This is a genomic window from Streptococcus mitis (assembly GCF_023109105.1).
Taxonomy (GTDB): Bacteria; Bacillota; Bacilli; order Lactobacillales; family Streptococcaceae; genus Streptococcus; species Streptococcus mitis_BW.
Window position 1 is genome coordinate 18,322 of the sequence record NZ_JALDTZ010000008.1, and the last position, 22,223, is coordinate 40,544.

17 protein-coding genes and 1 pseudogene are annotated in these 22,223 nt (G+C 42.9%); 2 read left to right on the top strand and 16 right to left on the bottom strand.

The annotated features are described in order from the left end of the window. Positions 1-107 precede the first annotated feature (107 nt). The 7 genes from M1F37_RS05920 to M1F37_RS05950 form a co-directional block, all read right to left on the bottom strand. A complete protein-coding gene (locus M1F37_RS05920) occupies positions 108-1,145 on the bottom strand; it encodes an aldose epimerase family protein (RefSeq protein WP_247935107.1) in 1,038 nt (345 codons plus the stop codon). A 115-nt stretch (positions 1,146-1,260) separates the two neighbouring features. Beyond that, the gene (locus M1F37_RS05925) at positions 1,261-2,427 is read right to left on the bottom strand and encodes an SIS domain-containing protein (RefSeq protein ID WP_247935108.1); all 1,167 of its coding nucleotides are present in this window, start codon (positions 2,425-2,427) and stop codon (positions 1,261-1,263) included. Between the two features lie 99 nt (positions 2,428-2,526). Beyond that, entirely contained in the window at positions 2,527-2,931 is a 405-nt protein-coding gene (locus M1F37_RS05930; protein WP_020903318.1) for a PTS sugar transporter subunit IIA, read from the bottom strand. A gap of 3 nt (positions 2,932-2,934) precedes the next feature. Further along, positions 2,935-3,756: a PTS system mannose/fructose/sorbose family transporter subunit IID gene (locus M1F37_RS05935; RefSeq protein ID WP_247935109.1), complete on the bottom strand. Its 822-nt coding sequence runs from the start codon at positions 3,754-3,756 to the stop codon at positions 2,935-2,937. Continuing rightward, positions 3,743-4,648, bottom strand: coding sequence for a PTS mannose/fructose/sorbose/N-acetylgalactosamine transporter subunit IIC (locus tag M1F37_RS05940; protein WP_247935110.1), 906 nt, complete (start codon positions 4,646-4,648; stop codon positions 3,743-3,745). The genes M1F37_RS05935 and M1F37_RS05940 overlap by 14 nt, the downstream gene beginning before the upstream one ends. A gap of 26 nt (positions 4,649-4,674) precedes the next feature. After that, positions 4,675-5,151 carry a PTS sugar transporter subunit IIB gene (locus M1F37_RS05945; RefSeq protein WP_000156975.1) on the bottom strand — a complete coding sequence of 159 codons (477 nt, stop codon included), beginning with the start codon at positions 5,149-5,151 and terminating at the stop codon, positions 4,675-4,677. Then, the gene (locus M1F37_RS05950) at positions 5,148-6,935 is read right to left on the bottom strand and encodes a glycoside hydrolase family 35 protein (RefSeq protein ID WP_247935111.1); all 1,788 of its coding nucleotides are present in this window, start codon (positions 6,933-6,935) and stop codon (positions 5,148-5,150) included. Before M1F37_RS05950 ends, M1F37_RS05945 begins: the two co-directional genes overlap by 4 nt. A 319-nt stretch (positions 6,936-7,254) precedes the next feature. On the opposite strand from M1F37_RS05950, the gene M1F37_RS05955 reads away from it, so the two are divergent. Both M1F37_RS05955 and strH read left to right on the top strand, forming a co-directional pair. Continuing rightward, positions 7,255-7,971, top strand: a complete 717-nt coding sequence (locus M1F37_RS05955) for a GntR family transcriptional regulator (protein ID WP_247935112.1) — start codon at positions 7,255-7,257, stop codon at positions 7,969-7,971. A 332-nt stretch (positions 7,972-8,303) separates the two neighbouring features. Continuing rightward, positions 8,304-12,271 (top strand): annotated as a pseudogene (strH, locus tag M1F37_RS05960) (LPXTG-anchored beta-N-acetylhexosaminidase StrH). 151 nt (positions 12,272-12,422) lie between these two features. On the opposite strand, the gene purB reads toward strH, so the two are convergent. The 9 genes from purB to purF all read right to left on the bottom strand — a co-directional run bounded on the left by purB (position 12,423) and on the right by purF (position 22,151). Next, entirely contained in the window at positions 12,423-13,721 is a 1,299-nt protein-coding gene (purB, locus tag M1F37_RS05965; protein ID WP_247935113.1) for an adenylosuccinate lyase, read from the bottom strand. A 63-nt stretch (positions 13,722-13,784) separates the two neighbouring features. Then, positions 13,785-14,012 (bottom strand): phosphoribosylaminoimidazole carboxylase, encoded by a 228-nt coding sequence (locus tag M1F37_RS05970; protein WP_247935114.1) that lies wholly within the window; start codon positions 14,010-14,012, stop codon positions 13,785-13,787. Between the two features lie 9 nt (positions 14,013-14,021). Further along, positions 14,022-15,113, bottom strand: coding sequence for a 5-(carboxyamino)imidazole ribonucleotide synthase (purK, locus tag M1F37_RS05975; protein ID WP_247935115.1), 1,092 nt, complete (start codon positions 15,111-15,113; stop codon positions 14,022-14,024). Beyond that, a complete protein-coding gene (gene purE / locus M1F37_RS05980) occupies positions 15,100-15,591 on the bottom strand; it encodes a 5-(carboxyamino)imidazole ribonucleotide mutase (RefSeq protein WP_247935116.1) in 492 nt (163 codons plus the stop codon). The genes purK and purE overlap by 14 nt, the downstream gene beginning before the upstream one ends. 198 nt (positions 15,592-15,789) lie before the next feature. Next, a complete protein-coding gene (gene purD, locus M1F37_RS05985; protein WP_247935117.1) occupies positions 15,790-17,055 on the bottom strand; it encodes a phosphoribosylamine--glycine ligase in 1,266 nt (421 codons plus the stop codon). Positions 17,056-17,176: 121 nt separating this feature from the next. After that, a complete protein-coding gene (gene purH, locus M1F37_RS05990) occupies positions 17,177-18,724 on the bottom strand; it encodes a bifunctional phosphoribosylaminoimidazolecarboxamide formyltransferase/IMP cyclohydrolase (protein WP_247935118.1) in 1,548 nt (515 codons plus the stop codon). A gap of 200 nt (positions 18,725-18,924) precedes the next feature. Continuing rightward, complete coding sequence (gene purN / locus M1F37_RS05995; RefSeq protein ID WP_247935119.1) at positions 18,925-19,470, bottom strand: phosphoribosylglycinamide formyltransferase; 546 nt, start codon at positions 19,468-19,470, stop codon at positions 18,925-18,927. Continuing rightward, entirely contained in the window at positions 19,467-20,489 is a 1,023-nt protein-coding gene (gene purM, locus M1F37_RS06000) for a phosphoribosylformylglycinamidine cyclo-ligase (protein WP_247935120.1), read from the bottom strand. The genes purN and purM overlap by 4 nt, the downstream gene beginning before the upstream one ends. A 219-nt stretch (positions 20,490-20,708) precedes the next feature. Next, positions 20,709-22,151: an amidophosphoribosyltransferase gene (gene purF / locus M1F37_RS06005; RefSeq protein WP_247935121.1), complete on the bottom strand. Its 1,443-nt coding sequence runs from the start codon at positions 22,149-22,151 to the stop codon at positions 20,709-20,711. Positions 22,152-22,223 lie beyond the last annotated feature (72 nt).

The following is a 22,223-nucleotide window of genomic DNA, read 5'->3' on the forward strand; positions in this document are numbered from 1 at the left end:
AGGTATTTTCAATATTAAATTATATCATATTTTCCTATTCTTTGCCCATTTCTACTAATGTTATAAGACAAATACTATTCACCCCAAAAGTAGAAATTCCTATCCTCTTATTTCACAACAAGCTCATAACGTGTCGTACTGGTGAAGGTTTTACCGGCTTTAAGAATGACTTGGTCTTTGAGGTCACTGTGAATAGCATCTGGTAAAGCTTGCGCTTCAAGGGCAATCCCATTGTGCTGTACCATTGGCTGACCTCCTATGATGACACTTTCATCCACAAAGTTTGCTGTGTAGACTACAAAGCAAGGAGCTTCTGTCTTGAAAAGCAGGAAGCGACCTGAATTTTGGTCATAAAGGAAACCAGCATTGTCATGACCTGCAGGAAGGGCAAATGGGTGATCCAAACCAGATACTAGCTGGATTTGTTCGTCTTCTTCTGCAAAGATATCCTTCAACAAGACACCATTATAAATGTGTTTCACTACATCACGATTGGCATCTGGAGTTTTGGCAGGAACACCATCGGGCGCAATTGGATAAATTCCCTCTGTGTTTAGTTGGAAGACATGGCGGTCAATTGTCTGTGTGAAATCACCAGACAAGTTGAAATAGCTGTGGTTGGTTGGATTGACCAGCGTATCCTGATCGGTTGTTACTTTATAGCTGATTTCATAGGCTCCAGTTTCTTCCAAGTGGTAACTGATCCAGATTTTGAGATTGCCAGGAAATCCTCCTGTTCCATCTGTACGTTCTGTGTAGAGGGTCAAGCCATGGTCGCTCACTTCAATTAGTTCAAACAAACTTGCATCCCAACCTGTTGAACCACTGTGATTGCAATTGCTTGCATTGTTGACTTCAAGATCATAAGTCTTACCATTAAGCTCAAAAGTCGCACCTGCAATACGTCCTGCTACAGGACCTACGCTAGCTCCATGTTTGGGGCTATTGCCTACATAGCTATCAAAATCATCAAAACCCAAGATAACATTGGCAAAATTTCCAGCCTTGTCAGGTGTGACATAGCGCAAGATGGTCGCACCATAAGTCATGACCTCAAGCTGGTAACCACCGTCCGTCTCAAAACGATAGGCTAAGACATCTTGTCCCTCAACATTTCCAAATACACGCTCTGTGTATGCTTTCATTCTGTTCTCCTTTTACTATTTCTCTCAAGCAAACAAACCATAGAAAGCCGACTGACAATCTATGGTTTATCTGATAATTTACAAATCCTCTTGTCAAGAATTCATAAATACTGTATTACTTTTGGTATTCGTGGATGATAACACCTTGTACCACACGGTTTACTGTACCAGTAGGTGATGGTGTGTCTGGTTTATTTTCTACCTTGAGTGAAGTCAATAGGGCAAAGAGTTGGGCATAAACGATGTAAGGGAAGACACGGTAAATATCATTCAAGACACCGCCACAACCAAGGGCCACTTCTTTGACATTTTCAAGACCAAAGGCTTGATCACTCAAAAGCACGACACGACGAGCAATATGATCACCAGCAACTTCACGAACCAAGTCCAAGTCGTACTTGCGAGTGTAGTCTTTCGTTGTACCAAAGACCAAGACAACTGTATCTTCGTTAATAAGAGATTTTGGACCGTGACGGAAGCCGACTGGGCTTTCATACATGGTCGCCACTTGACCAGCTGTTAGTTCCAAAATCTTGAGCTGAGCTTCATGAGCAAGTCCAAAGAAAGGACCGGCGCCTAGATAGATGACTCGGTTAAAGTCTAGGTCAACAAGCTCTTTGACATCTTCTGCATTATCTAGAACTTTACGGGCAAGACTAGAAACAACTTCAAAACGTTCAGATTTCACAGCAAATTCTGTAGGATCAAAGACCAAGAGAGCTGTCAACATCATTGACGTAAAGCTAGAAGTCATGGCAAATCCAGCGTCATTAGAAGCAGCTGGTTGCAAGAGCAAGAGATTACGGTCATCCCCGTGAGCTTGGAGAGCCAATTTACCGTCCGCTGCACAAGTAATCGTCACTTGGTAAAGCTCATCTACCAAGGCTTTGGCCAAATCAACAGTCGCCACACTTTCAGGCGAGTTCCCACTACGAGCAAAAGATACAAGGACAGTCGCCACATCTTTTTTCAAATAAGTTTCTGGATTGGCAACGATATCTGTTGTCGCAATGGCATTGAAATTCCATTTGCGTTCGTCATAGACTTCCTTAAAGTAAGGTACCAAGGTATCTCCCACATAAGCAGAAGTCCCAGCACCTGTCAAGATAACCTTGATATAGTCATGTTTATCCGCAATCCCTTGCAGGAAGGCTGCAATTTCTTCACGTTTTGCTTGATAAGATTCAAAAGCTTCTTTCCATACATCAGGCTGTTGGTAGATTTCACGTGTAGTGATTTCTGCACCCAATTCGAGCAAGTCTTCTTTTGTATAATGTAGCATTGAGTTCCTCTTTTTCTATTAAATATGGGAATGGGAGTAAGCCCCATTCCCATGTATATTCTATATAAAATGCTCTAACGATTTTCACGTTGTCACATCTTATTCATCTTCGTCATCATCGAAGCCAGCTAACAGGTCATTAACTTTCACAATGCTTTCTGCAGCACGGTTCTTATAGTCCGCATCTGCACCTGTAAGGCTCGCATTGATAAATTCAATCACCATTGGAAGATTCATTCCTGCATAAAGTTCGATGTCACGACCTTCCATGATCAAACGACTGACCACGTTACATGGTGTTCCACCGAGAAGATCCGCAAAGACTAGGAAATCATCCAATCCTTCAATAGCAGCTTCAAATTTCGCAGTAAATTCTTCTGGACCATCTTCTGGAAGAAGAGCCACTGCATGAATATTGTCTTGTGGACCCATGATCATTTCAGTGCTACCTTTAAGTTCTTCACAGAAGCGACCATGACTCACCAAAATTAATGATTTAGCCATAAATTATGCGCCCATTCCAAGTACAAATTTACCAAAGGCAGAAAGACCTACTGCAAAAGCGATAATGATACCGATAGCTTTAGTAGAGGTCATACCTTTCTTACCAAGCAACCAGAAGATAAAGGCAGTAAAGATTGCTGGAAGCAAACGTGGGAAGATTTGGTTCAAGATGTCTTGGAAATCAATCATCTTTTCACCGATTGGCAACTTGTAAGAAATTTCAAAGTTAATCATTGTTGCTACAAGAGCACCCATCATGAAGACACCAAGTACAGATGCAGCGTCAATCAAAGCTGTCAAAGTACTTTGCATGTTATTGATGAGGTTAACCCCTTCTTTATATGCAAATTCCAACTGTTTCCAACGGAAGATGTCATAAGCAACCGCAACTGCAATCCAAAGGAAGATTCCCCAAGGTTGTCCAGCGATAGCCATAGTTGCTGCGATAGATCCCATGATAGCAGGTACAAGCGAACCAAAGATTGTATCTCCAAGAGGAGCAAAGGGTCCCATCAAACCTGTCTTGATACCGTTAACGGCATCTTTTGAACCTACACCATCTTTTTCTTCCATGGCAAGGTCAAAACCAGCGATAATGGTATGGAAGAATGGAGAAGTATTGAAGAATTGAGTATGAACTTTCATCATTTCCTTCAATTCAGGAGTTCCATCCCCATACATTTTACGCAATTGAGGCAAAATCATGTAAAGGTAACCAGAAGCTTGCATACGTTCGTAGTTCCAACCCAATTGGAAAGTAAACAAGCTACGTTTGTTGATTTGATTAAAATCTTCTTTTGTAAGTTTGTAATTAGAATTCGTCATCTTCGATTTCCCCACTTTCTGATGGTGTAGAAGGTTCTGCTACAGCTACTTTTTGGCTATTTTTGAAGTGAAGCACTGCAAGGAAGATACCTACGATAGAGATACCAATCATAGACAAACCTTTGAAGTTGTTCACGAAACCAATTTTTTCAGCAACATCTTTAGGTAGAGTACCGATAATACCTGCAACAGCGCCACCAAGACCTGTTACATATGAGTAAAGAACAGTCAACATAGCTGTCAAACCAAATCCCATTGCAAGGTAGTGAAGGTTACGTTTAACTGGAAGGTAACGAAGCAAGATTGCAAATCCAAGACCTGGAAGCATACGTCCTGCAAGTGTCAAACCATCTGCAACCCACTGGTATTTTGTAACGAAGTCTACTACGTGTTGTACAAATTCACCACCAAATGCAAGCGCGAAGAAGACTGGAAGGGCACGAGATAAAGCCCAAGGAATCGCACCAAGTAGGTAGTTACGTTCAATACCTTTGTAATCAAAGCGTTCGATTGCCGCATCCACACGGTGAGCAAAGAAGGTAGTAGTCATACGACCAAGAACGTCGAAGTAAGTCAAGAGAGCTGCTACTGGCACAGCGATTGTTGTGATCGCAAGTGCTGTATCAATTCCTTGTGAAACAGAGAAGGCTGTCGCAAGAACCGCACCAGAAGTTGCGTCGATACGAGAAGCACCACCGAAGGTACCAACCCCAAGAACGAATAGCTGCAAGTTACCACCGATAAGTAGACCAGTAGTCACATCTCCCATGATTAAACCAGTAATAAAACCAGCAAATACAGGGGAACCTGCAGATGAAACGATCGTCAACTCATCACAGATTTGATAAGCTGAGTACAAAGTGAGAAGTAAAATTTGCCACCATTGTATCATAACAATGACCTCCTAAAAATTTTTTCCTATTTTAATAAACTCAAAAAGTCTGAAACTGGATCATTTGGAACCATTTGAGCAGTTAATTTAACACCTTTTTCTGCTAGTTTGCGGAAATCTTCCACATCCTTGTCTACTACGTTAATAGAACGTGTAATAGAACGAGTTTCTGGTGTTTGAGACATATTCCCAACATTAAGGGTTTCAAGTGGTACACCTGCTTCGACCAAACCAAGGAAGCGGTCTGGTTTACGAGCCACGATAAAGAGACGTTGGCTATCATATTTACCAGCAAGAATATTGGCTGCCGCTTTTTCAATTGGCAAAATACTCAATTTCACACCTGGTGGTGTCGCGAGTTTCAAACCACTCTTTTCAACGTCGTTGTTGACAACTTCGTCATCCACAACCATAATACGTGAAACATTTAGTTTTCCAGCCCATAGATTGGCTACTTGTCCGTGGATCAAACGTCCATCGATACGGCATCCTACAATTGTCATAAGTTTTCCCCCTTTATGTGTTTTAGTGTAGGTTTACGAGTTAAATGAATCTCTTCTTTATATTCACCTTCTGTTTCAAAGATAATGATGCGGTTAGCACCTTCCTTTAGATAGCTATGAGGAATATAAAGCGAGAGGGTTGGGCCGACGTTCCAAAAACGTCCTAGGTTCTGCCCATTGACAAAGGCAACTCCCTTACCAAACTCAGACAAGTCTAGGTAAGTATCTTTTGGCTCTTGGACTGTAAAGTCATAAGCGTAAAAGGCTGGTTGTCCTTCTGCCCATCCTTTTGAAAAATCAATTTTCTCAGGATTGTCTAGAGGAAGTGGATAGTGTTTCCAGTTTAGTAAGAAGTGCAAATCCTTACAAACCCCTGTCCGAATTCCCTTACGTTGCGTATCTGCTAAGAACTTGTGTCCATAGTTGACACGCCCCATATTTTCTACCAAGATATCCAATCTAGACAGCGCTTTCTTTTCACCTTGATAAAAAATATCTTCCCCAATCTCTGTCTGATATTGGGTTTCGACCCACTGACCATCGACATAAAGCTGAGCCCTATCTCGACCGTCAATGATACGAAGTCTTTCTTCTTCTGCATCCCAGTTTGTTTCTGTTCGGTAGAGTAGGTAGCCATAACTTTGTCCCAACTCCTCCATCTTTTTAGGATAGAGGCTTTCTACTGGACTTGACAAGCTATCCAAGGTTTCAAACAAGGAAACTTTTTCAACTAGTGGAATAGCATCCAACTCCATACTCTCTTTGTAGAGCGGTTCTAACTGCGGATACTCTGGGAAATGTGTTGCCATCATCTTCTTGACTGCCAGATATTTGGCAGTTGGATTTCCTTCTTCATCCAGAAGGGCATCGTAATCATAAGATGTAACTTGTGGTAGGTCCAAAGTTCCTCGAGCCGAGCAACCATTCATGAATCCGAAGTTTGTACCACCGTGGAACATGTAAAGGTTAATAGAGCCTTGCTCCAATACCTCTCGAACAGCTTCTGCCAATTCTTTCGGATCCCGTGTGATAATCGGTTCTTTCCAACGATTGAACCAGCCATCCCAGAACTCCATACACATGAGTGGCCATTTCTTACCATGCTCATCAAAGAATTCCTGCATCTGTGAAAAGTTATAAGGTGCCTTAGAACCAAAGTTCCCTGTCACAAAGAGGTCATCTTCGATTAAGGTTCCAGCTTTCAGAGTAGCTCGCCATGGACCATCTGATGTAAAGAGGGGACAGGTTACGCCACGCTCTTCCATCAACTGTCGAATGGCTCTTAGATAAGCCTTATCTTCTCCATAAGAACCATACTCATTTTCAACCTGCATCATGAGGATGTTGCCACCATTGTCCAACAAATGTGGAACCAACCGTGACAAGAGCTGGTCATAATAGCGACCGACAGCTTCAATATAAGCAGGATCTGAGGAACGAAGCCTCATATCTTTGGTTAAAAGCCAAGCTGGTAAACCACCGAATTCCCACTCCGCACAGATGAAGGGTGACGGACGAACAATCGCATAGAGACCTAAATCTTGTGCTGTCTGAAGAAATCGCTCCAAATCCAGAGCCCCTTCAAAGTGAAATTCACCCTCACGAGGCTCGTGTAAATTCCAAGCCACATAAGTCTCTACTGTATTAAAACCAAGAGCCTTCAAGTTATAGAGCGAATGATACCAATCTTCTGGAGGAACCCTAAAATAATGAATGGCGCCAGATAAAATCTTAAATGATTTTCCATCGAGATAAAAATCATCCCGTATCTCAAATCGTGTCATATTCTTACCTTCTGACAATTAAAGTTTACGCTTTCATTTGTTGATATAGTAAATATATCTCAATATCTTGCATTTGTCAATAGGTTTTCACGATTTTTTTCATTTTTCACTAAATTTTACACAAAAAACTTATAAAAATCTCGTAATCTATAGTCATAACAACATTTTAGCACCATGTATAAAAATGTAGATTTTTCTATTTATTCCTATGTAAATTAACCTTATAGCCTATTATTCTAATTTTTTTATTCAAAAGGCTACTATTCTTTCCAGTTTTATGGTAAAATCTTTAACGGAGAAGGAAAATCGAGGTGAAAATATGGCAATTCCAAAGTATCAATATATTAAAGATGAGTTAAAGAACAAAATCATTTCTGGTCAATTTGCTAGTGGAGATAAATTCTACACTGAAGCTGAATTGATTGCAATGTATGATGTAAGTTCTATCACAGTTGTTCGTGCCTTAAACGACCTTGCCAAGGATGGCTATATTGTCCGCCAACAAGGAAAAGGTACATTCGTTTCACGCGCACGCAAACACAAACTCGTAGAGTTTTCAGATGTAGAAGTTTTTGAAACTAAAGATGATAAAGTTACCGTCCTTTCTATTGAGCGTGGAAACAAACTAAGCTACTTAGAAAAACTTGGACTACGCGGAGATCAGTTCTACTACAAGATTGAACGCGTTCGCGAAACAGGTGGTGTTGTGTACATCTACCATACATCTTACATTCCAGAACAATACATCAACGCAAATTATCCAAATCTTGAATATTATAGCTCTATCTATAACCGTTTCAAATTGGATTACCACATTCACATGAATGATGAACATTTTGAAGAAATCAATGAAATAGCATTTCCAACTCCAGAACATGTGGCTTCGGTCCTCGGAGTCGATGAACAATTCCCAACCGTTTTACAAACCAAGACTACTAAACTAGAGTCTACTGGTCAAGTTCTCGCATACAGCGAAACATATAAACGAGCGGATTACTACAAAATCAAATTCATTTCATGTGACCGTGATCACTAAGAAGAAAAGCCTGAGCACTGCTTAGGCTTTCTTCTATACACATTATACCACAATAAAAGGAAAGCGCTTACTTTTTTGTATAACCTTCTATATTTTGTAGAATATTTTATAGAAATAGGATTGAATTACACTATATATGCATATATCAATTAATAGAATTCTTTGTTTAATTTTGATTAGTTTTTATACTTATTATAGCTTTAAAGCAATCCTACTTGACTCCTGTTAACATAATAAATAAAACAAAATTGTTGAATTGTGTAAACGTTATTAATATCAAAATGCAATCAGGAGGTTTTGCAATGAAATAAGAAAAACAACAGCGTTTTTCCATTCGTAAATACGCGGTAGGAGCAGCTTCTGTTCTAATAGGATTTACTTTCCAAGCACAAGCTGTTGCAGCCGATGGAATGACTCCTACTACGGAAAACCAACCAACCATCCATACGGTTTCCGATTCCCCTCAAGCATCTGAAAATCTGACTACTGAGGAAAAACCTAAAGCAGAGCTTCAATCAGAAGCTCCAAAAACTGTAGAAGCAGAAACTTCAGCTACTGATAAGCTAGCTAGTCTTTCAAAAACAGAGGAGAAACCGCAGGAGGAAGAAGGCTTTACTCCTAGTGATAAAGAAAAAGTGCTAACTTCTGCTACTGCTGATAAAAAGGCGGAGGAAGTTAGCCCTAAAAAGGAAGAGCTGAAAGAGGCTGATTCTAAAGAGTCTAACATAGATAAGACTGATAAGTCAGAAGCTGGCAAGGATAAACCAGCTGAAAAAGATGCTAAAAAAGATGAAACGAAAGCAGAGGCTGATAAACCAGCAACAGAGGCAGGAAAGGAACGCGCTGCAACTCAAAATGAAAAATTAGCTAAACGAAAAATCGTTTCAATTGATGCCGGACGTAAATATTTTTCACCTGAACAACTCAAAGAAATCATTGACAAAGCGAAAGAATATGGTTACACAGATCTTCATCTCTTGGTAGGTAACGATGGCCTCCGTTTCATGCTAGATGATATGTCTATGAAAGTGGGCGATAAAACCTACTCTAGCGATGATGTCAAACGCGCTATTGAACATGGAACAAATGCTTATTACAATGATCCAAATGGGAACCATCTCACTGAAAGTCAGATGACAGATTTAATTAATTATGCCAAAGATAAGGGAATTGGTGTGATTCCAACTGTCAATAGCCCTGGACATATGGATGCTATTCTTCATGCTATGAAAGAACTTGGCATTGAAAATCCTAACTTTGATTATTTTGGTAAAAAATCTGAACGAACTGTTGACTTAAATAATAAACAAGCAGTCGATTTTACAAAAGCTCTGATTGACAAATACGCAGCCTACTTTGCTGGCAAGTCTGAAATATTCAACATCGGACTTGATGAATATGCCAATGACGCAACAAACGCTAAAGGTTGGAGCGTTCTTCAAGCTGATAAATACTATCCAAACGAAGGTTACCCTGAAAAGGATATGAAAAATTCATCTCTTACGCCAATGATCTAGCCCAAATCGTGAAATCACGCGGTCTCAAACCAATGGCCTTCAACGATGGTATCTACTATAATAGCGATACAAGCTTTGGTAGTTTTGACAAAGACATCATCGTTTCAATGTTGACTGGTGGCTGGGGAGGTTACGACGTCGCTTCTTCTAAACTTCTAGTAGAAAAAGGTCACCAAATCCTAAACACTAACGATGCTTGGTACTATGTTCTTGGGAGAAATGCTGATGGCCAAGGTTGGTACAATCTTGATCAGGGTCTCAATGGTATTAAAAATACACCAATCACTGCTGTGCCAAAATCCGACGGAGCAACTATTCCATTCATCGGTGGTATGGTAGCTGCTTGGGCTGATACACCATCTGCACGTTATTCCCCATCTCACCTCTTCAAACTCATGCGTCATTTTGCAAATGCCAATGCTGAATACTTCGCTGCAGACTACCAGTCTGCTGAACAAGCACTAAAAGAAATTCCAGCAGACCTCAAGCGCTACACAACAGAAAGCGTTACTGCAGTCAAAGAGGCAGAAAAAACCATCCGTTCACTTGATAGCAATCTCAGCCGTGCTCAACAAGACACGATTGACCAAGCAATCGCAAAACTTCAAGAAGCAGTCAGCAATTTGACCTTCACACCAGAAGCTCAAAAAGAAGAAGATGCTAAACGTGAACTTGAAAAACTTAATAAGAATAAAGTCATTTCCATCGATGCAGGTCGCAAATACTTCTCTTTAGATCAACTCAAACGCATCGTAGACAAGGCCAGCGAGCTCGGCTATTCTGATGCCCATCTCCTTCTAGGAAATGATGGCCTTCGTTTCCTACTCGATGATATGACCATTACTGCCAACGGAAAAACCTATGCTAGTGATGACGTAAAAAATGCCATCATCCAAGGAACAAAAGCTTACTACGATGATCCGAATGGAACTTCACTGACACAAGCAGAAGTAACAGAATTAATTGAATACTCTAAATCTAAAGGGATTGGTCTCATCCCAGCTATCAACAGCCCAGGTCACATAGATGCTATGCTGGTTGCCATGGAAAAATTGGGCATCAAGAATCCTCAAGCCAACTTTGATAAGGTTTCAAAAACAACCATGGATCTTGAAAATCAAGAAGCAGTTGGATTTACCAAAGCCCTTATCGGCAAGTACATGGATTACTTTGCTGATAAATCAAAGATTTTTAACTATGGTACAGATGAATATGCCAATGATGCAACGAATGCCCAAGGTTGGTACTACCTTAAATGGTATGGCCTCTATAACAAGTTCGCAGATTATTCTAACAGCCTAGCTGCTATGGCTAAGGAAAGAGGGCTTCAACCAATGGCCTTCAACGATGGCTTCTACTATGAAGACAAGGACGATGTTCAGTTTGACAAAGATGTCTTGATTTCTTACTGGTCTAAAGGCTGGTGGGGCTACAACCTTGCAACTCCTCAGTATCTTGCAAGTAAAGGCTACAAACTTCTCAATACCAACGGAGATTGGTACTATGTTTTAGGTAATCACAAAGCAGACGAAGCCTACCCACTATCAAAGGCGATTGAAAACTCTGGTAAAGTGCCATTTAACCAGCTTGCTTCTACCAAATATCCTGAAGTAGACCTTCCAACAGTTGGAAGTATGCTTGCTATCTGGGCAGATAAACCAAGCGCTGAGTATAAGGAGGAAGAAATCTTTGAACTCATGACTGCCTTTGCAGACCACAACAAAGACTACTTCCGTGCTAATTATAATGCTCTCCGCGAAGAATTAGCTAAAATTTCTACAAACTTAGACGGATACAGCACATAAAGCCTAGTAGCACTCAAGGCTGCAAAAGATGGACTGAATCTTAACCTCAACCGTAGCAAACAAGCTGAATTAGACGCACTAGTAGGTAAGCTCAAGGTCGCTCTTCAAGGTCTCAAACCAGCTGCAACTCACTCAGGAAGCCTAGATGAAAACGAAGTGGCTGCTAGCGTTGAAAACAAACCTGAACTAGTTGTGAAGACAGAAAGCATTCCATTTAAAGTCATTCGAAAAGAAAATCCGAACCTCCCAGCAGGTCAAGAAAAAGTTGTCAAAACTGGAGTTCTAGGTGAACGCACTTCTTACATCTCTGTTCTTACAGAAAATGGGAAATCAACAGAAACCGTTCTAGATAGTCAAATAACCAAAGAATCTATGGACCAAGTTGTCGAAGTCGGTGCTCCTGTAACCCACAAGGGTGATGAAAGTGGTCTTGCAGCAACTACTGAGGCAAAACCTAGACTAGATATCCAAGAGGAAGAAATTCCGTTTACCACAGTGACTCGTGAAACTGATCAATTGCCTAAAGGACAATCCCGTGTCGTAACAGAAGGTGTAAACGGTCGTATAAGTCATTTCTATTCTGTAACTACGGCTGCAGACGGAACTGAAGTTAGAACATTGGTTACAAGTGTCGTAGCACAGGAAGCCGTTACACAAATAGTCGAAGTCGGAACCCTTGTAACACATGTAGGTGGTGAATATGGACAAGCGGCTGTCAAAGAAGAAAAACCAGCACAAGAAATCCCAAGTGTGCCAACTCCTGCGGCAGAAGAAAAACCAAAATTAGAAATTCCAAGTAAACCAGCTCCAACAACTGTTCCTGCTGAGGAAAACAAAGCTCTTCCTCAAGGTCCAGCTTCTGTGGCAACAGAGAAAAAACTTCCTGAAACAGGAAGTCACGATTCTGCAGGCTTGGTCGTAGCAGGACTCATGGCCACATTAGCAGCCTATGGACTAACTAAAAGAAAAGAAGACTAAGTCTTTTCGATAAACAATAAACAGCTCTTTGTCAACTGTAGTGGGTTGAAAAAAAGCTAATCTCGAGAAAGGACAAATTTCGTCCTTTCTTTTTTGATGTTCAGAGTGATAAAAAACAGCGAGATTGTGAACCTCGCTGTTTATTTTTTAATTAATCACCAAGTCCTAGACGGTCAAAGATATCATCCACTCGTTTAGTGTAGTAAAGAGGGTTAAAGATTTCGTCTATTTCCTCTTGAGTGAGGCGTGATGTCACCTCTGGATCTGCTTCGAGAAGGGGTTTAAAGTCTACTTGATTGTCCCAAGAGTGGGCTGTTTTTGGTTGCACCAAATCATAGGCTTGCTCACGGGTCATCCCTTTCTCAATCAAAGTCAACATAGCACGTTGGCTAAAGATAAGACCAAAGGTTGAGTTCATGTTGCGAATCATGTTTTCTGGAAAGACTGTCAAGTTCTTGACGATGTTTCCAAAACGGTTGAGCATGTAGTCGATCAAAATAGTCGTGTCTGGTGTGATGATACGCTCAGCTGATGAGTGAGAGATATCACGTTCGTGCCAAAGGGCTACGTTCTCATAAGCTGTTACCATGTGACCACGGATAACACGCGCAAGACCTGTCATGTTTTCAGAACCGATTGGGTTGCGTTTGTGAGGCATTGCAGATGAACCTTTTTGACCTTTAGCAAAGAATTCTTCCACTTCGCGTTGTTCAGATTTTTGCAATCCACGGATCTCCGTTGCCATACGCTCGATAGAAGTTGCGATGCTAGCAAGAACTGCAAAATACTCAGCGTGAAGGTCACGAGGAAGGACCTGTGTAGAGATTTCTTGAGCACGGATGCCAAGCTTATCGCAGACGTATTGCTCCACAAATGGTGGGATGTTGGCAAAGTTCCCAACCGCACCAGAGATCTTACCAGCTTCTACACCAGCAGCCGCATGCTCGAAACGCTCGATATTGCGCTTCATTTCGCTGTACCAAGTGGCTAATTTAAGACCAAAAGTCGTCGGCTCAGCGTGCACCCCGTGGGTACGACCCATCATGATGGTGAATTTGTGCTCTTTCGCCTTATCAGCGATGATATTGGTGAAGTTTTCAAGGTCACGACGGATGATGTCGTTAGCCTGCTTGTAGAGGTAACCGTAGGCCGTATCCACCACGTCAGTAGAGGTCAAGCCATAGTGAACCCACTTGCGCTCCTCACCAAGAGTCTCAGAAACCGCACGCGTGAAGGCCACCACATCGTGGCGAGTCTCCTGCTCAATCTCCAAAATACGGTCGATGTCAAAGTCCGCTTTCTCGCGAATCAAAGCCACATCTTCCTTAGGGATTTCCCCCAACTCAGCCCATGCCTCATCAGCCAAGATTTCCACCTCAAGCCAAGCACGGTATTTATTTTCTTCACTCCAAATGTTCGCCATCTCAGGGCGACTATATCTATCAATCATGTAATTTTATTTTCCTTTCTTCTTAACCTTTTGGGCATTAGCTAGCTAAGTGAATGAAGTTCCCTATTCAAACTCTTCTTTCCCAATCCATACAGACGGATAGTGATCTAGTGTATTCAAATCCGTATCAAGCGGTAGATCATAGATAGCTAAATAGTTATCAGGATACTGAGCAATCAACTCTTCATACTTAGCTTTCACTTTTTCATGATCGCTACTAGCATACAAGACTTCGACGACTGCCCCAGTCTTCTCTTTTTCGACAAATGCATTTACGATGATTTGAATCATAGGTTTCTCCTAAAAATCTATCCCTTTCCCGAGCTCAACCACACTATCCGGCACATCACTAAATAAAGTCACATGTCCCATCTTGCGGTTGTGCTTCGCTTCTATTTTACCATACATGTGGAGGTGGGCGCTTGGATTTTCTGTGACATATTTTTCAGCGTCCTCGACATGCTGACCGAGAACATTGAGCATGACGGCTGGCGCATGTAGTTTGATAGTAGGTAATGGTGCTCCGAGAACACCCAAGATATGGGTGTCAAACTGTGAAAAGTCACAAGCTTCAATTGAATAGTGACCTGAGTTGTGTGGACGTGGGGCAATCTCATTGACAATGATGTCATCAGCTGTCGCAAACATTTCCACGCAAAGGGTTCCAGATAGGTTCAGCTGTTCTGCAATTCGCACTGCCATGGCTTTGGCTTTTTCAGCTAAACTTTCTGAAATGCTAGCAGGCACAATGGTTTTTGAAAGAATGTTGTTTCGGTGGATATTTTCCTGAACTGGGAAAACCGTCACATATTTGCCATTACCAGATACTATGACAGAAATTTCAAGGTCAAAATTGACAAATTCTTCCAAAACGCAGTCTGCTGAATCTGCTAGCGCATAGGCTTCTGCCAAATCTGCTTCTGAGCGAATGACCTTTTGACCATGGCCATCGTAACCACCTGTCGCAGTCTTGAGGACATAGTTTTTTGACAAGTCGATATCTGCCAAATCTTGGCTTGAGGTCACAACCTTGTAAGGAGCCACCGTTACTTGAGCCTTATTTGACAAAAAGTCTTTTTCAAAAATCCGATTTTGGGAGATGCGGAGTAGGTCTGTTCCTTGTGGAAGTTGTCCATCCTTGATGACAGCATCCAGACCGTCAGCATCGACATTTTCAAACTCATAGGTCAGGACATCGCAACGCTCAGCCAACTGACGGAGGGCATCTACATCGTTATAAGGCGCCACGATGATTTCCGCCACTCGAGAGGCTGGACAATCCGCCGCAGGATCCAGCGCGATAACCTTGTGCCCCATGTAGATAGCAGAAATGACCATCATCTGACCAAGCTGACCGCCACCGATAATTCCGATTGTTTTAGATGAGCTCATTTGTCGACTCCTCTGCGATTTTTCCTTGTTCTTCTGCGAAATCTGCCAAAGCTGTCGCGATATCCTGATCCTCTACCGACAGGAGACGGAGGGCAAAGAGGGCAGCGTTAGTCGCACCCGCTTCACCGATAGCCATGGTCGCAACTGGTACTCCACCTGGCATCTGAACGATAGAATAAAGTGAATCCACACCGCTAAGGGCACGTGATTTGACTGGAACCCCGATGACTGGAAGAGTAGTTTTAGCCGCAACCATACCTGGCAAATGGGCTGCGCCACCTGCTCCTGCGATGATGACCTTGATGCCACGGCTACGTGCTTCTTCTGCATGCTTGAACATGAGGTCTGGCGTACGGTGGGCAGAGACAACCTTCTTTTCGTAAGCAACGCCGAAGCGGTCTAGGACTTCTGCTGTTTTTTGCATGGTTGCCCAGTCGGATTTTGAGCCCATGATGATGGAAATAATTGGTTTAGTCATAATTTTTCCTTTTTTCTTCTTTTTTGATAATGGTCTTAGGTAGTGGGGACGGAAGCAAACCTTCGGTTTCATTCCTAAACTTTGAACCTAGGGTCTCAAAGCTTCCCCCGACCAGAACAGAAATTGTTCTGGTCTTTTCACCACGGCGACCGTTATCTTACTTTGGCTCGCTTTCGCTCGCCATGGCAAATATGTCTGTTAATCTTTTATGGCCTTGCTTCCGATATCTTTTCGGTAAAAGAGTCCTTCTGTTTTTTGTTGGGCGAGTTCTTGGTAGATGGTGTTTTGGCCGTCTTTGACGGTGTCTGCTGTGGTGACTAGCATGTAAACTCGGCCGCCATTCGATAGCAGTGCTCTGCTATTTTCCGCAAACTTGGCCCCTGCATAGTAAGTGATGATATCGCCTTCTGTCTTAGCTGGCAATGCAACACCCTTTTCATAATCTAGCGGGTAGCCGTTTGAAGCTACAACCACACCCAGAGTCACACCCTTGTCTGTCCAGGTGATGGTTGGCTCCTTACCATCGAGGATATCCGTGATATTTTGTGCAAAATCAGATGTCAAACGAGGCAAGATAATCTGAGTTTCAGGATCTCCGAAACGAGCGTTGAACTCGATGACCTTCGGCCCATTAGCTGTCAAGATAAGCCCTGCGTAAAGAACACCCAGATAAGGACAACCTTCTTTGATCATGCCTTCGAGAACTGGCTTGACAATGGTGTCAACCGCCGTGTCAACCACGCTCTGTGGCAAGTGAGGAACTGGCGCATAGGCACCCATACCACCCGTGTTAGGCCCCTTATCGCCATCGTAGGCACGTTTGTGGTCTTGTGCTGTCGGCATGATATAAAACTTGTCGCCATTAACAAAAGCAAAGAGTGAAAATTCCTCTCCTTCAAGGAATTCCTCGATGACCACACGCGCACCTGAGTCACCGAATTTATTGTCCAATAGCATCTCGTGAGCGGCTTCGACCGCTTGCTCGACTGTCTCAGCAACGACGACACCTTTCCCAAGGGCCAAACCATCCGCCTTGACCACGATAGGTGCCCCATGCTTTTCGATATATGCCTTAGCTTCCTCAAAATCTGAGAATGTTCCATAGGCTGCTGTCGGAACGCCGTATTTGACCATGATTTCCTTGGCAAAATCCTTAGACCATTCCAGCTCAGCCGCAGCCTTGGTCGGACCAAAAGCCTTTAGTCCTGCCGCATTGAAATCATCCACGATACCAGCCGCAAGGGCATCGTCTGGACCGATAAAGGCCCAAGCAACATCGTTGGCTTTTACAAAGTCAATCAGCTTAGAATGTTCGGAAATAGAAATATTTACCAAATCAAGTCCATCTAATCGCATCCCGTCATTTCCAGGAGCCACGAAAACTTGCTCAACATCCTTTGATTCCAGCAACTTCTTAGCAATCGCATGTTCACGACCACCTGAACCGACAACAAGCAGTTTCATCTCTTAACCTCTTTTGCGAATTATTTATTAACATTATACCACAAACGTTCGTTTTAATCTTGTTTCGTTAAGCATTTTTAATCAAAAAAGGGAAAGAAACTGTTTTCCTCCCTTTTGTTTTTTAATGTCTAAAATGTCTCACGCCTGTGAAGACCATGGTCAAGCCATATTTGTCTGCTGCTTCGATTGACTCTTGGTCACGGACTGATCCACCTGGTTGGATGATAGCCTTGATACCTGCTTTAGCGATTTCTTCCACGTTATCTGCAAACGGGAAGAAGGCATCTGAAGCAAGAACAGCGCCGTCAAGACGATCTTTAGCTTGGTCAATGGCGATACGGACAGAAGCCACACGGTTAGTTTGACCAGGACCAACACCAAGTGTCATGTGGTCGTTAGTCACGATAATACCGTTTGATTTGACGTACTTGATGGCTTTCCAAGCAAATTCAAGAGCTGTTGCTTCTGTCTCAGTTGGTTGGCGTTTGGTAACCACTTGCCAGTCAGCTGGACTTTCTTTAACAACGTCTTGGTTTTGAACGAGAAGTCCACCAACAACACCAGTGTATTCTGCTTCTGCTTCGCTGGCATCTTGAGCATCGAATGGCAAGGCAAGGATACGCAAGTTTTTCTTCTTTGTTGTCAAGATTTCAAGTGCTTCGTCTGTATAGCTTGGTGCGATGATAATTTCAAGGAAAACACTGTGCATTTTCGTAGCTGTTGCAGCGTCAACCTCACGGTTGAGAACGACGATACCACCAAAGATAGACACTGGGTCAGATTCATAAGCGTAGTCCCAAGCCGTTTCGATGTCTTCAGCCTGACCAATTCCACATGGGTTCATGTGTTTCAAAGCCACAACGGTTGGACGATCTTTGAAATCACGGATGATACGAATCGCAGCATCAGCGTCACGGATATTATTGAAGGACAATTCTTTACCGTTGAGCTGTTTAGCTGAAGCAATCGAGTAATCCGTCGGCAAGGCCTTTTGGTAGAAATCAGCATCTTGTTGAGGATTTTCCCCGTAACGCATCGGTTGCTTGAGGTCATAAGTCAAAGTGAGTTTTTCAGGTTTATCTTCACCCACTTGAGCTGTGAAGTATGCCGCAATCAAAGCATCATAAGCAGCTGTGTGACGGAATACTTTTGCTGCCAAACGTTGACGAGTTTCGTAAGTTGTCTCACCATTTGCTGACAATTCGTCAAGTACAACCGTATAGTCAGCAGGGTCTACTACAACTGTTACGCTAGCGTGATTCTTAGCTGCGGAACGAAGCATTGATGGACCACCGATATCGATGTTTTCCACCGCGTCAGCATAAGTCACGTCTGGTTTGAGGATGGTTTCCTTAAATGGGTAAAGGTTTACCACCACAAGATCAATGAGCTCTATCTGATTGTCCTTGGCTGCTTCCAGGTGACTATCCAAATCACGACGAGCGAGGAGACCACCGTGGATATTTGGATGGAGAGTTTTGACACGACCATCCATCATTTCCGGGAAACCAGTCACATCATCGATGGCAATAGTCTCCACCCCTGCAGTATCAAGGGCAACCTTGGTCCCACCCGTCGAGATAATATCCCAACCAAGTTTTTTAAGTTCTTGGGCAAATTCAACAATGCCCGCTTTGTCTGAGACACTAATTAGTGCGCGTTTAGTCATGTTTTCTCCTTTCATTTTCAAACTCTCTACCTACGCATTTTTCGATTCATAAAGTATAGGGAGACGATTACCACGACTCCCAAAATTACTGTCAGTAAAAATCTCCCCCAATAGGGAATCTCTGGGAAGAAAAAATTTACCAGTAAACGTAGAATGATTGCCAAGCTAATCAAGGCAAGTGTTTCCAACCATTTTTTCATTTACTTGTCCAACAATTCTCTAATGACCTCTGGATACAACTTGTACTCTGCCTCATGAATGCGAGCTTCAAAACTGTCAATGGTATCATCAGCTAGTCTTGGCACACGGACTTGTTTGATGACCTTTCCAGTATCCACTCCAGAGTCCACCCAGTGAATGGTCACTCCCGACTGCTCCACCCCAGCATTCCAAGCATCCTCAATCCCATGAGCTCCTGGAAATTCTGGCAGGTAGGCTGGGTGAATGTTGATGATACGACCTTCATAGGCTGCTAACAAGGTTGGGCCAACTATTTTCATGTAGCCTGCTAGACAAACCAAGTCAATCTGGTGCTCATCCAAGAGCTCGACAAGGGCTGCTTCGTAGTCTACCTTGCTCTCAAATTCCTTGAGTTCAAAGGCATAGGACAGAACGCCGAGCTTGTCTGCACGTTCTAGCACATAGGCGTCACGATGATCTGAAAAGACAAACTCCACTGGAAATTCTTCGGCAATCACCTGAAAATTTGAGCCATTACCAGAGGCAAAAACCGCTATTTTTTTCATTTGATGATGACACTTTCGTTTTCTTTCTTGACGATGCGACCAATTTCATAGACTGGTTCATCCAATAATTCCTTGATTCGACTTACATTTTCAGGGCTAACTGCCAGCATGAGTCCCACACCCATATTGAAGATTTCAAACATTTCCTCATGCTTGATCTGACCGTATTTTTCAAGGGCTTTGAAGATTGGTAAGACTGGAACTTTGCTTTCATCAATCTCTGCAGCTAGGTCATCTGCAAACATGCGAGGGACATTCTCAATAAAGCCACCACCTGTAATGTGGGCAATACCGTTGACCAAGCCTTCCTTGATAAGGGGCAAGACAGCCTTGACATAGATACGAGTCGGCTCAAGCAGCACTTCTTTGAGTTTCTTTCCTTCCAATTCTGGAAGGACTTCCTCACCTGTGTAATTCGCAAAGACACGACGAACGAGAGAGTAACCATTTGAGTGAATCCCACTTGAAGCAAGTCCGAGCAGAACATCACCTTCTGCCACTTTTGAACCGTCAATGATTTGAGATTTTTCAGCTACTCCTACCGCAAAACCAGCCAAGTCATAGTCGTCTTCACCGTACATACCAGGCATTTCAGCTGTTTCACCACCAATGAGAGCTGCACCAGCTTGAACACATCCTTCAGCCACACCAGCAACAACCTGTTCTAGTTTAGCCGGTTCATTTTTCCCAGTTGCGATATAGTCTAGGAAGTAGAGAGGTTCCGCACCTGCAGCGATGATGTCATTGATGCACATAGCCACACAGTCTTGACCGATAGTATCATGCTTGTCGTACTTGATAGCCAGCATGAGTTTAGTACCGACACCATCTGTACCTGAGATCAAAACAGGCTCTTTGACACCTGTTTTTGAAAGGTCAAACATACCACCAAAGCCACCAAGAGCTCCCATGACACCTGCACGCTCCGTACGAGCTACATGCTTTTTGATCCGTTCAACAACTTCATAACCCGCTTCAACATCCACACCAGATTGAGCATAAGCATTCTTATTTGTCATTTTTATATTCCTTTTCTTTGAGAAGAGTGCGACGTATTTTTAGATAAATAATTATTTTATCTAAAAATACTAGTCAGGGCTCTAGTTTTGGCCCCATAAGGCAAAGCGTCTACTGACAAATGCTTTAGCTTTTAGTCAGTAGTGAGACGTGAGGCATAAGCATTTTTATTTGTCATTTTGTCTCCTCTTCCTTTCCTTTAATGGAGAATCTTTATCCGTCTATTTGTAAAAACTAGTCTTTTCTTCCAAACTTCTACGGTAGTCTTCTTCGTAATCATAGAGAGGTGTTGGGTAGTCACCGTCAAAGTAAGCGACACAGAGACCGCCATTTGGCGCATCTGTTTCAATCCCAATCGAATCAATTAAACCTTCAACAGAAAGGTAAGTCAGACTGTCCGCCCCAATGATTTGGCGCGTTTCTTCGACCGTATGATTAGCCGCAATCAGTTCCTGACGGGTCTGGATATCAATCCCGTAGAAACATGGATAAGCTAGCGCTGGACTACCAATGGCAACGTGAACTTCAGTCGCACCCGCTTCTTTCAAGAGCTGAACGATACGACGAGATGTTGTTCCACGTACAATAGAGTCATCAATCATAACCACACGCTTGCCCTTCACGACGCCAGAAACGGCAGAAAGTTTCATCCGAACCCCTTGCTCACGCAATTCTTGAGTTGGCTGGATAAATGTCCGTTGCGTATATTGGTTCTTGATGAGACCCATTTCATTTGGCAGACCGGATTCTTCCGCAAAGCCCATGGCTGCGCTGAGTGAAGAGTTGGGCACACCGACCACAATATCCGCTTCATGCTTGAATTCACGGGCTAGTTGCGCTCCCATTCTCTTACGAGCAGTATGGACATTGACACCATGGATATTAGAATCCGGGCGGGCAAAATAGATATACTCCATAGAACAAATCGCGAGCTGAGTATCATCTGTATAGCTGTCATACTGGATGCCCTTGTCATCAATAATCACAATCTCACCTGGCTTCAAATCGCGAATCCATTCTGCACCAATAACCTCAAAAGCACAGGTTTCAGATGACACTACGACTGCTCCGTTAGCCATTTTCCCGATAGAAAGGGGACGGAAACCATTGGGGTCAAGAGCCGCAATCAACTTATCTTCAAACATCAAGATATAAGCAAAGCCACCTTTGACAAGACTGAGTGCTTCCTTGATTTTGCCCATCAAGTTCGGATTATGACTGCGACGAATGAGATGAGCCAAGATTTCCGAGTCCGAAGTCGCGCTGAAAATCGCTCCTCTTTGTTCCAGTTCTTTCTTAAGAGAGGCCGCATTGGTTAGATTTCCATTATGAGCCAAGCCAAACTGCATATCGTGAAAACGGAAGAGGAAGGGCTGGATGTTATCTACAGAAGCTTCGCCAGCAGTCGCGTAACGCACATGCCCAATCGCACCAGTTCCTGTCAATTTATCCAAATTAGCAGGATTTCTGAAGACTTCTGAAAGAAGGCCCATATCACGATGGCGCTTCAATTGCCCCTGATCATTGGAGAGGATTCCTGCCCCCTCCTGACCACGGTGCTGAAGACTGTGGAGCCCAAAATAGGTCAATTTAGCAGCATCTGGATGCCCCCAGATACCGAAAACACCACATTCTTCATTAAGAGATTTTACTTCGTATGTCATTTTTTATACCTAATTTTCATTTGCAATCATCAAGAGCTCAATCTACATGACTTTCACATTACTGATACTCTT

Bases quoted from the DNA above. Each gene is read 5' to 3' on its own strand.
- purN (WP_247935119.1), bottom strand. From the start codon at position 19,470: ATGAAAAAAATAGCGGTTTTTGCCTCTGGTAATGGCTCAAATTTTCAG.
- purE (WP_247935116.1), bottom strand. From the start codon at position 15,591: ATGACTAAACCAATTATTTCCATCATCATGGGCTCAAAATCCGACTGG.
- M1F37_RS05945 (WP_000156975.1), bottom strand. From the start codon at position 5,151: ATGACAATTGTAGGATGCCGTATCGATGGACGTTTGATCCACGGACAA.
- purD (WP_247935117.1), bottom strand. From the start codon at position 17,055: ATGAAACTGCTTGTTGTCGGTTCAGGTGGTCGTGAACATGCGATTGCT.
- purM (WP_247935120.1), bottom strand. From the start codon at position 20,489: ATGACAAATAAGAATGCTTATGCTCAATCTGGTGTGGATGTTGAAGCG.
- purK (WP_247935115.1), bottom strand. From the start codon at position 15,113: ATGAGCTCATCTAAAACAATCGGAATTATCGGTGGCGGTCAGCTTGGT.
- M1F37_RS05925 (WP_247935108.1), bottom strand. From the start codon at position 2,427: ATGCTACATTATACAAAAGAAGACTTGCTCGAATTGGGTGCAGAAATC.
- purH (WP_247935118.1), bottom strand. From the start codon at position 18,724: ATGACTAAACGCGCACTAATTAGTGTCTCAGACAAAGCGGGCATTGTT.
- M1F37_RS05935 (WP_247935109.1), bottom strand. From the start codon at position 3,756: ATGACGAATTCTAATTACAAACTTACAAAAGAAGATTTTAATCAAATC.
- M1F37_RS05955 (WP_247935112.1), top strand. From the start codon at position 7,255: ATGGCAATTCCAAAGTATCAATATATTAAAGATGAGTTAAAGAACAAA.
- purB (WP_247935113.1), bottom strand. From the start codon at position 13,721: ATGATTGATAGATATAGTCGCCCTGAGATGGCGAACATTTGGAGTGAA.
- M1F37_RS05940 (WP_247935110.1), bottom strand. From the start codon at position 4,648: ATGATACAATGGTGGCAAATTTTACTTCTCACTTTGTACTCAGCTTAT.
- M1F37_RS05970 (WP_247935114.1), bottom strand. From the start codon at position 14,012: ATGATTCAAATCATCGTAAATGCATTTGTCGAAAAAGAGAAGACTGGG.
- M1F37_RS05950 (WP_247935111.1), bottom strand. From the start codon at position 6,935: ATGACACGATTTGAGATACGGGATGATTTTTATCTCGATGGAAAATCA.
- purF (WP_247935121.1), bottom strand. From the start codon at position 22,151: ATGACATACGAAGTAAAATCTCTTAATGAAGAATGTGGTGTTTTCGGT.
- M1F37_RS05920 (WP_247935107.1), bottom strand. From the start codon at position 1,145: ATGAAAGCATACACAGAGCGTGTATTTGGAAATGTTGAGGGACAAGAT.
- M1F37_RS05930 (WP_020903318.1), bottom strand. From the start codon at position 2,931: ATGGCTAAATCATTAATTTTGGTGAGTCATGGTCGCTTCTGTGAAGAA.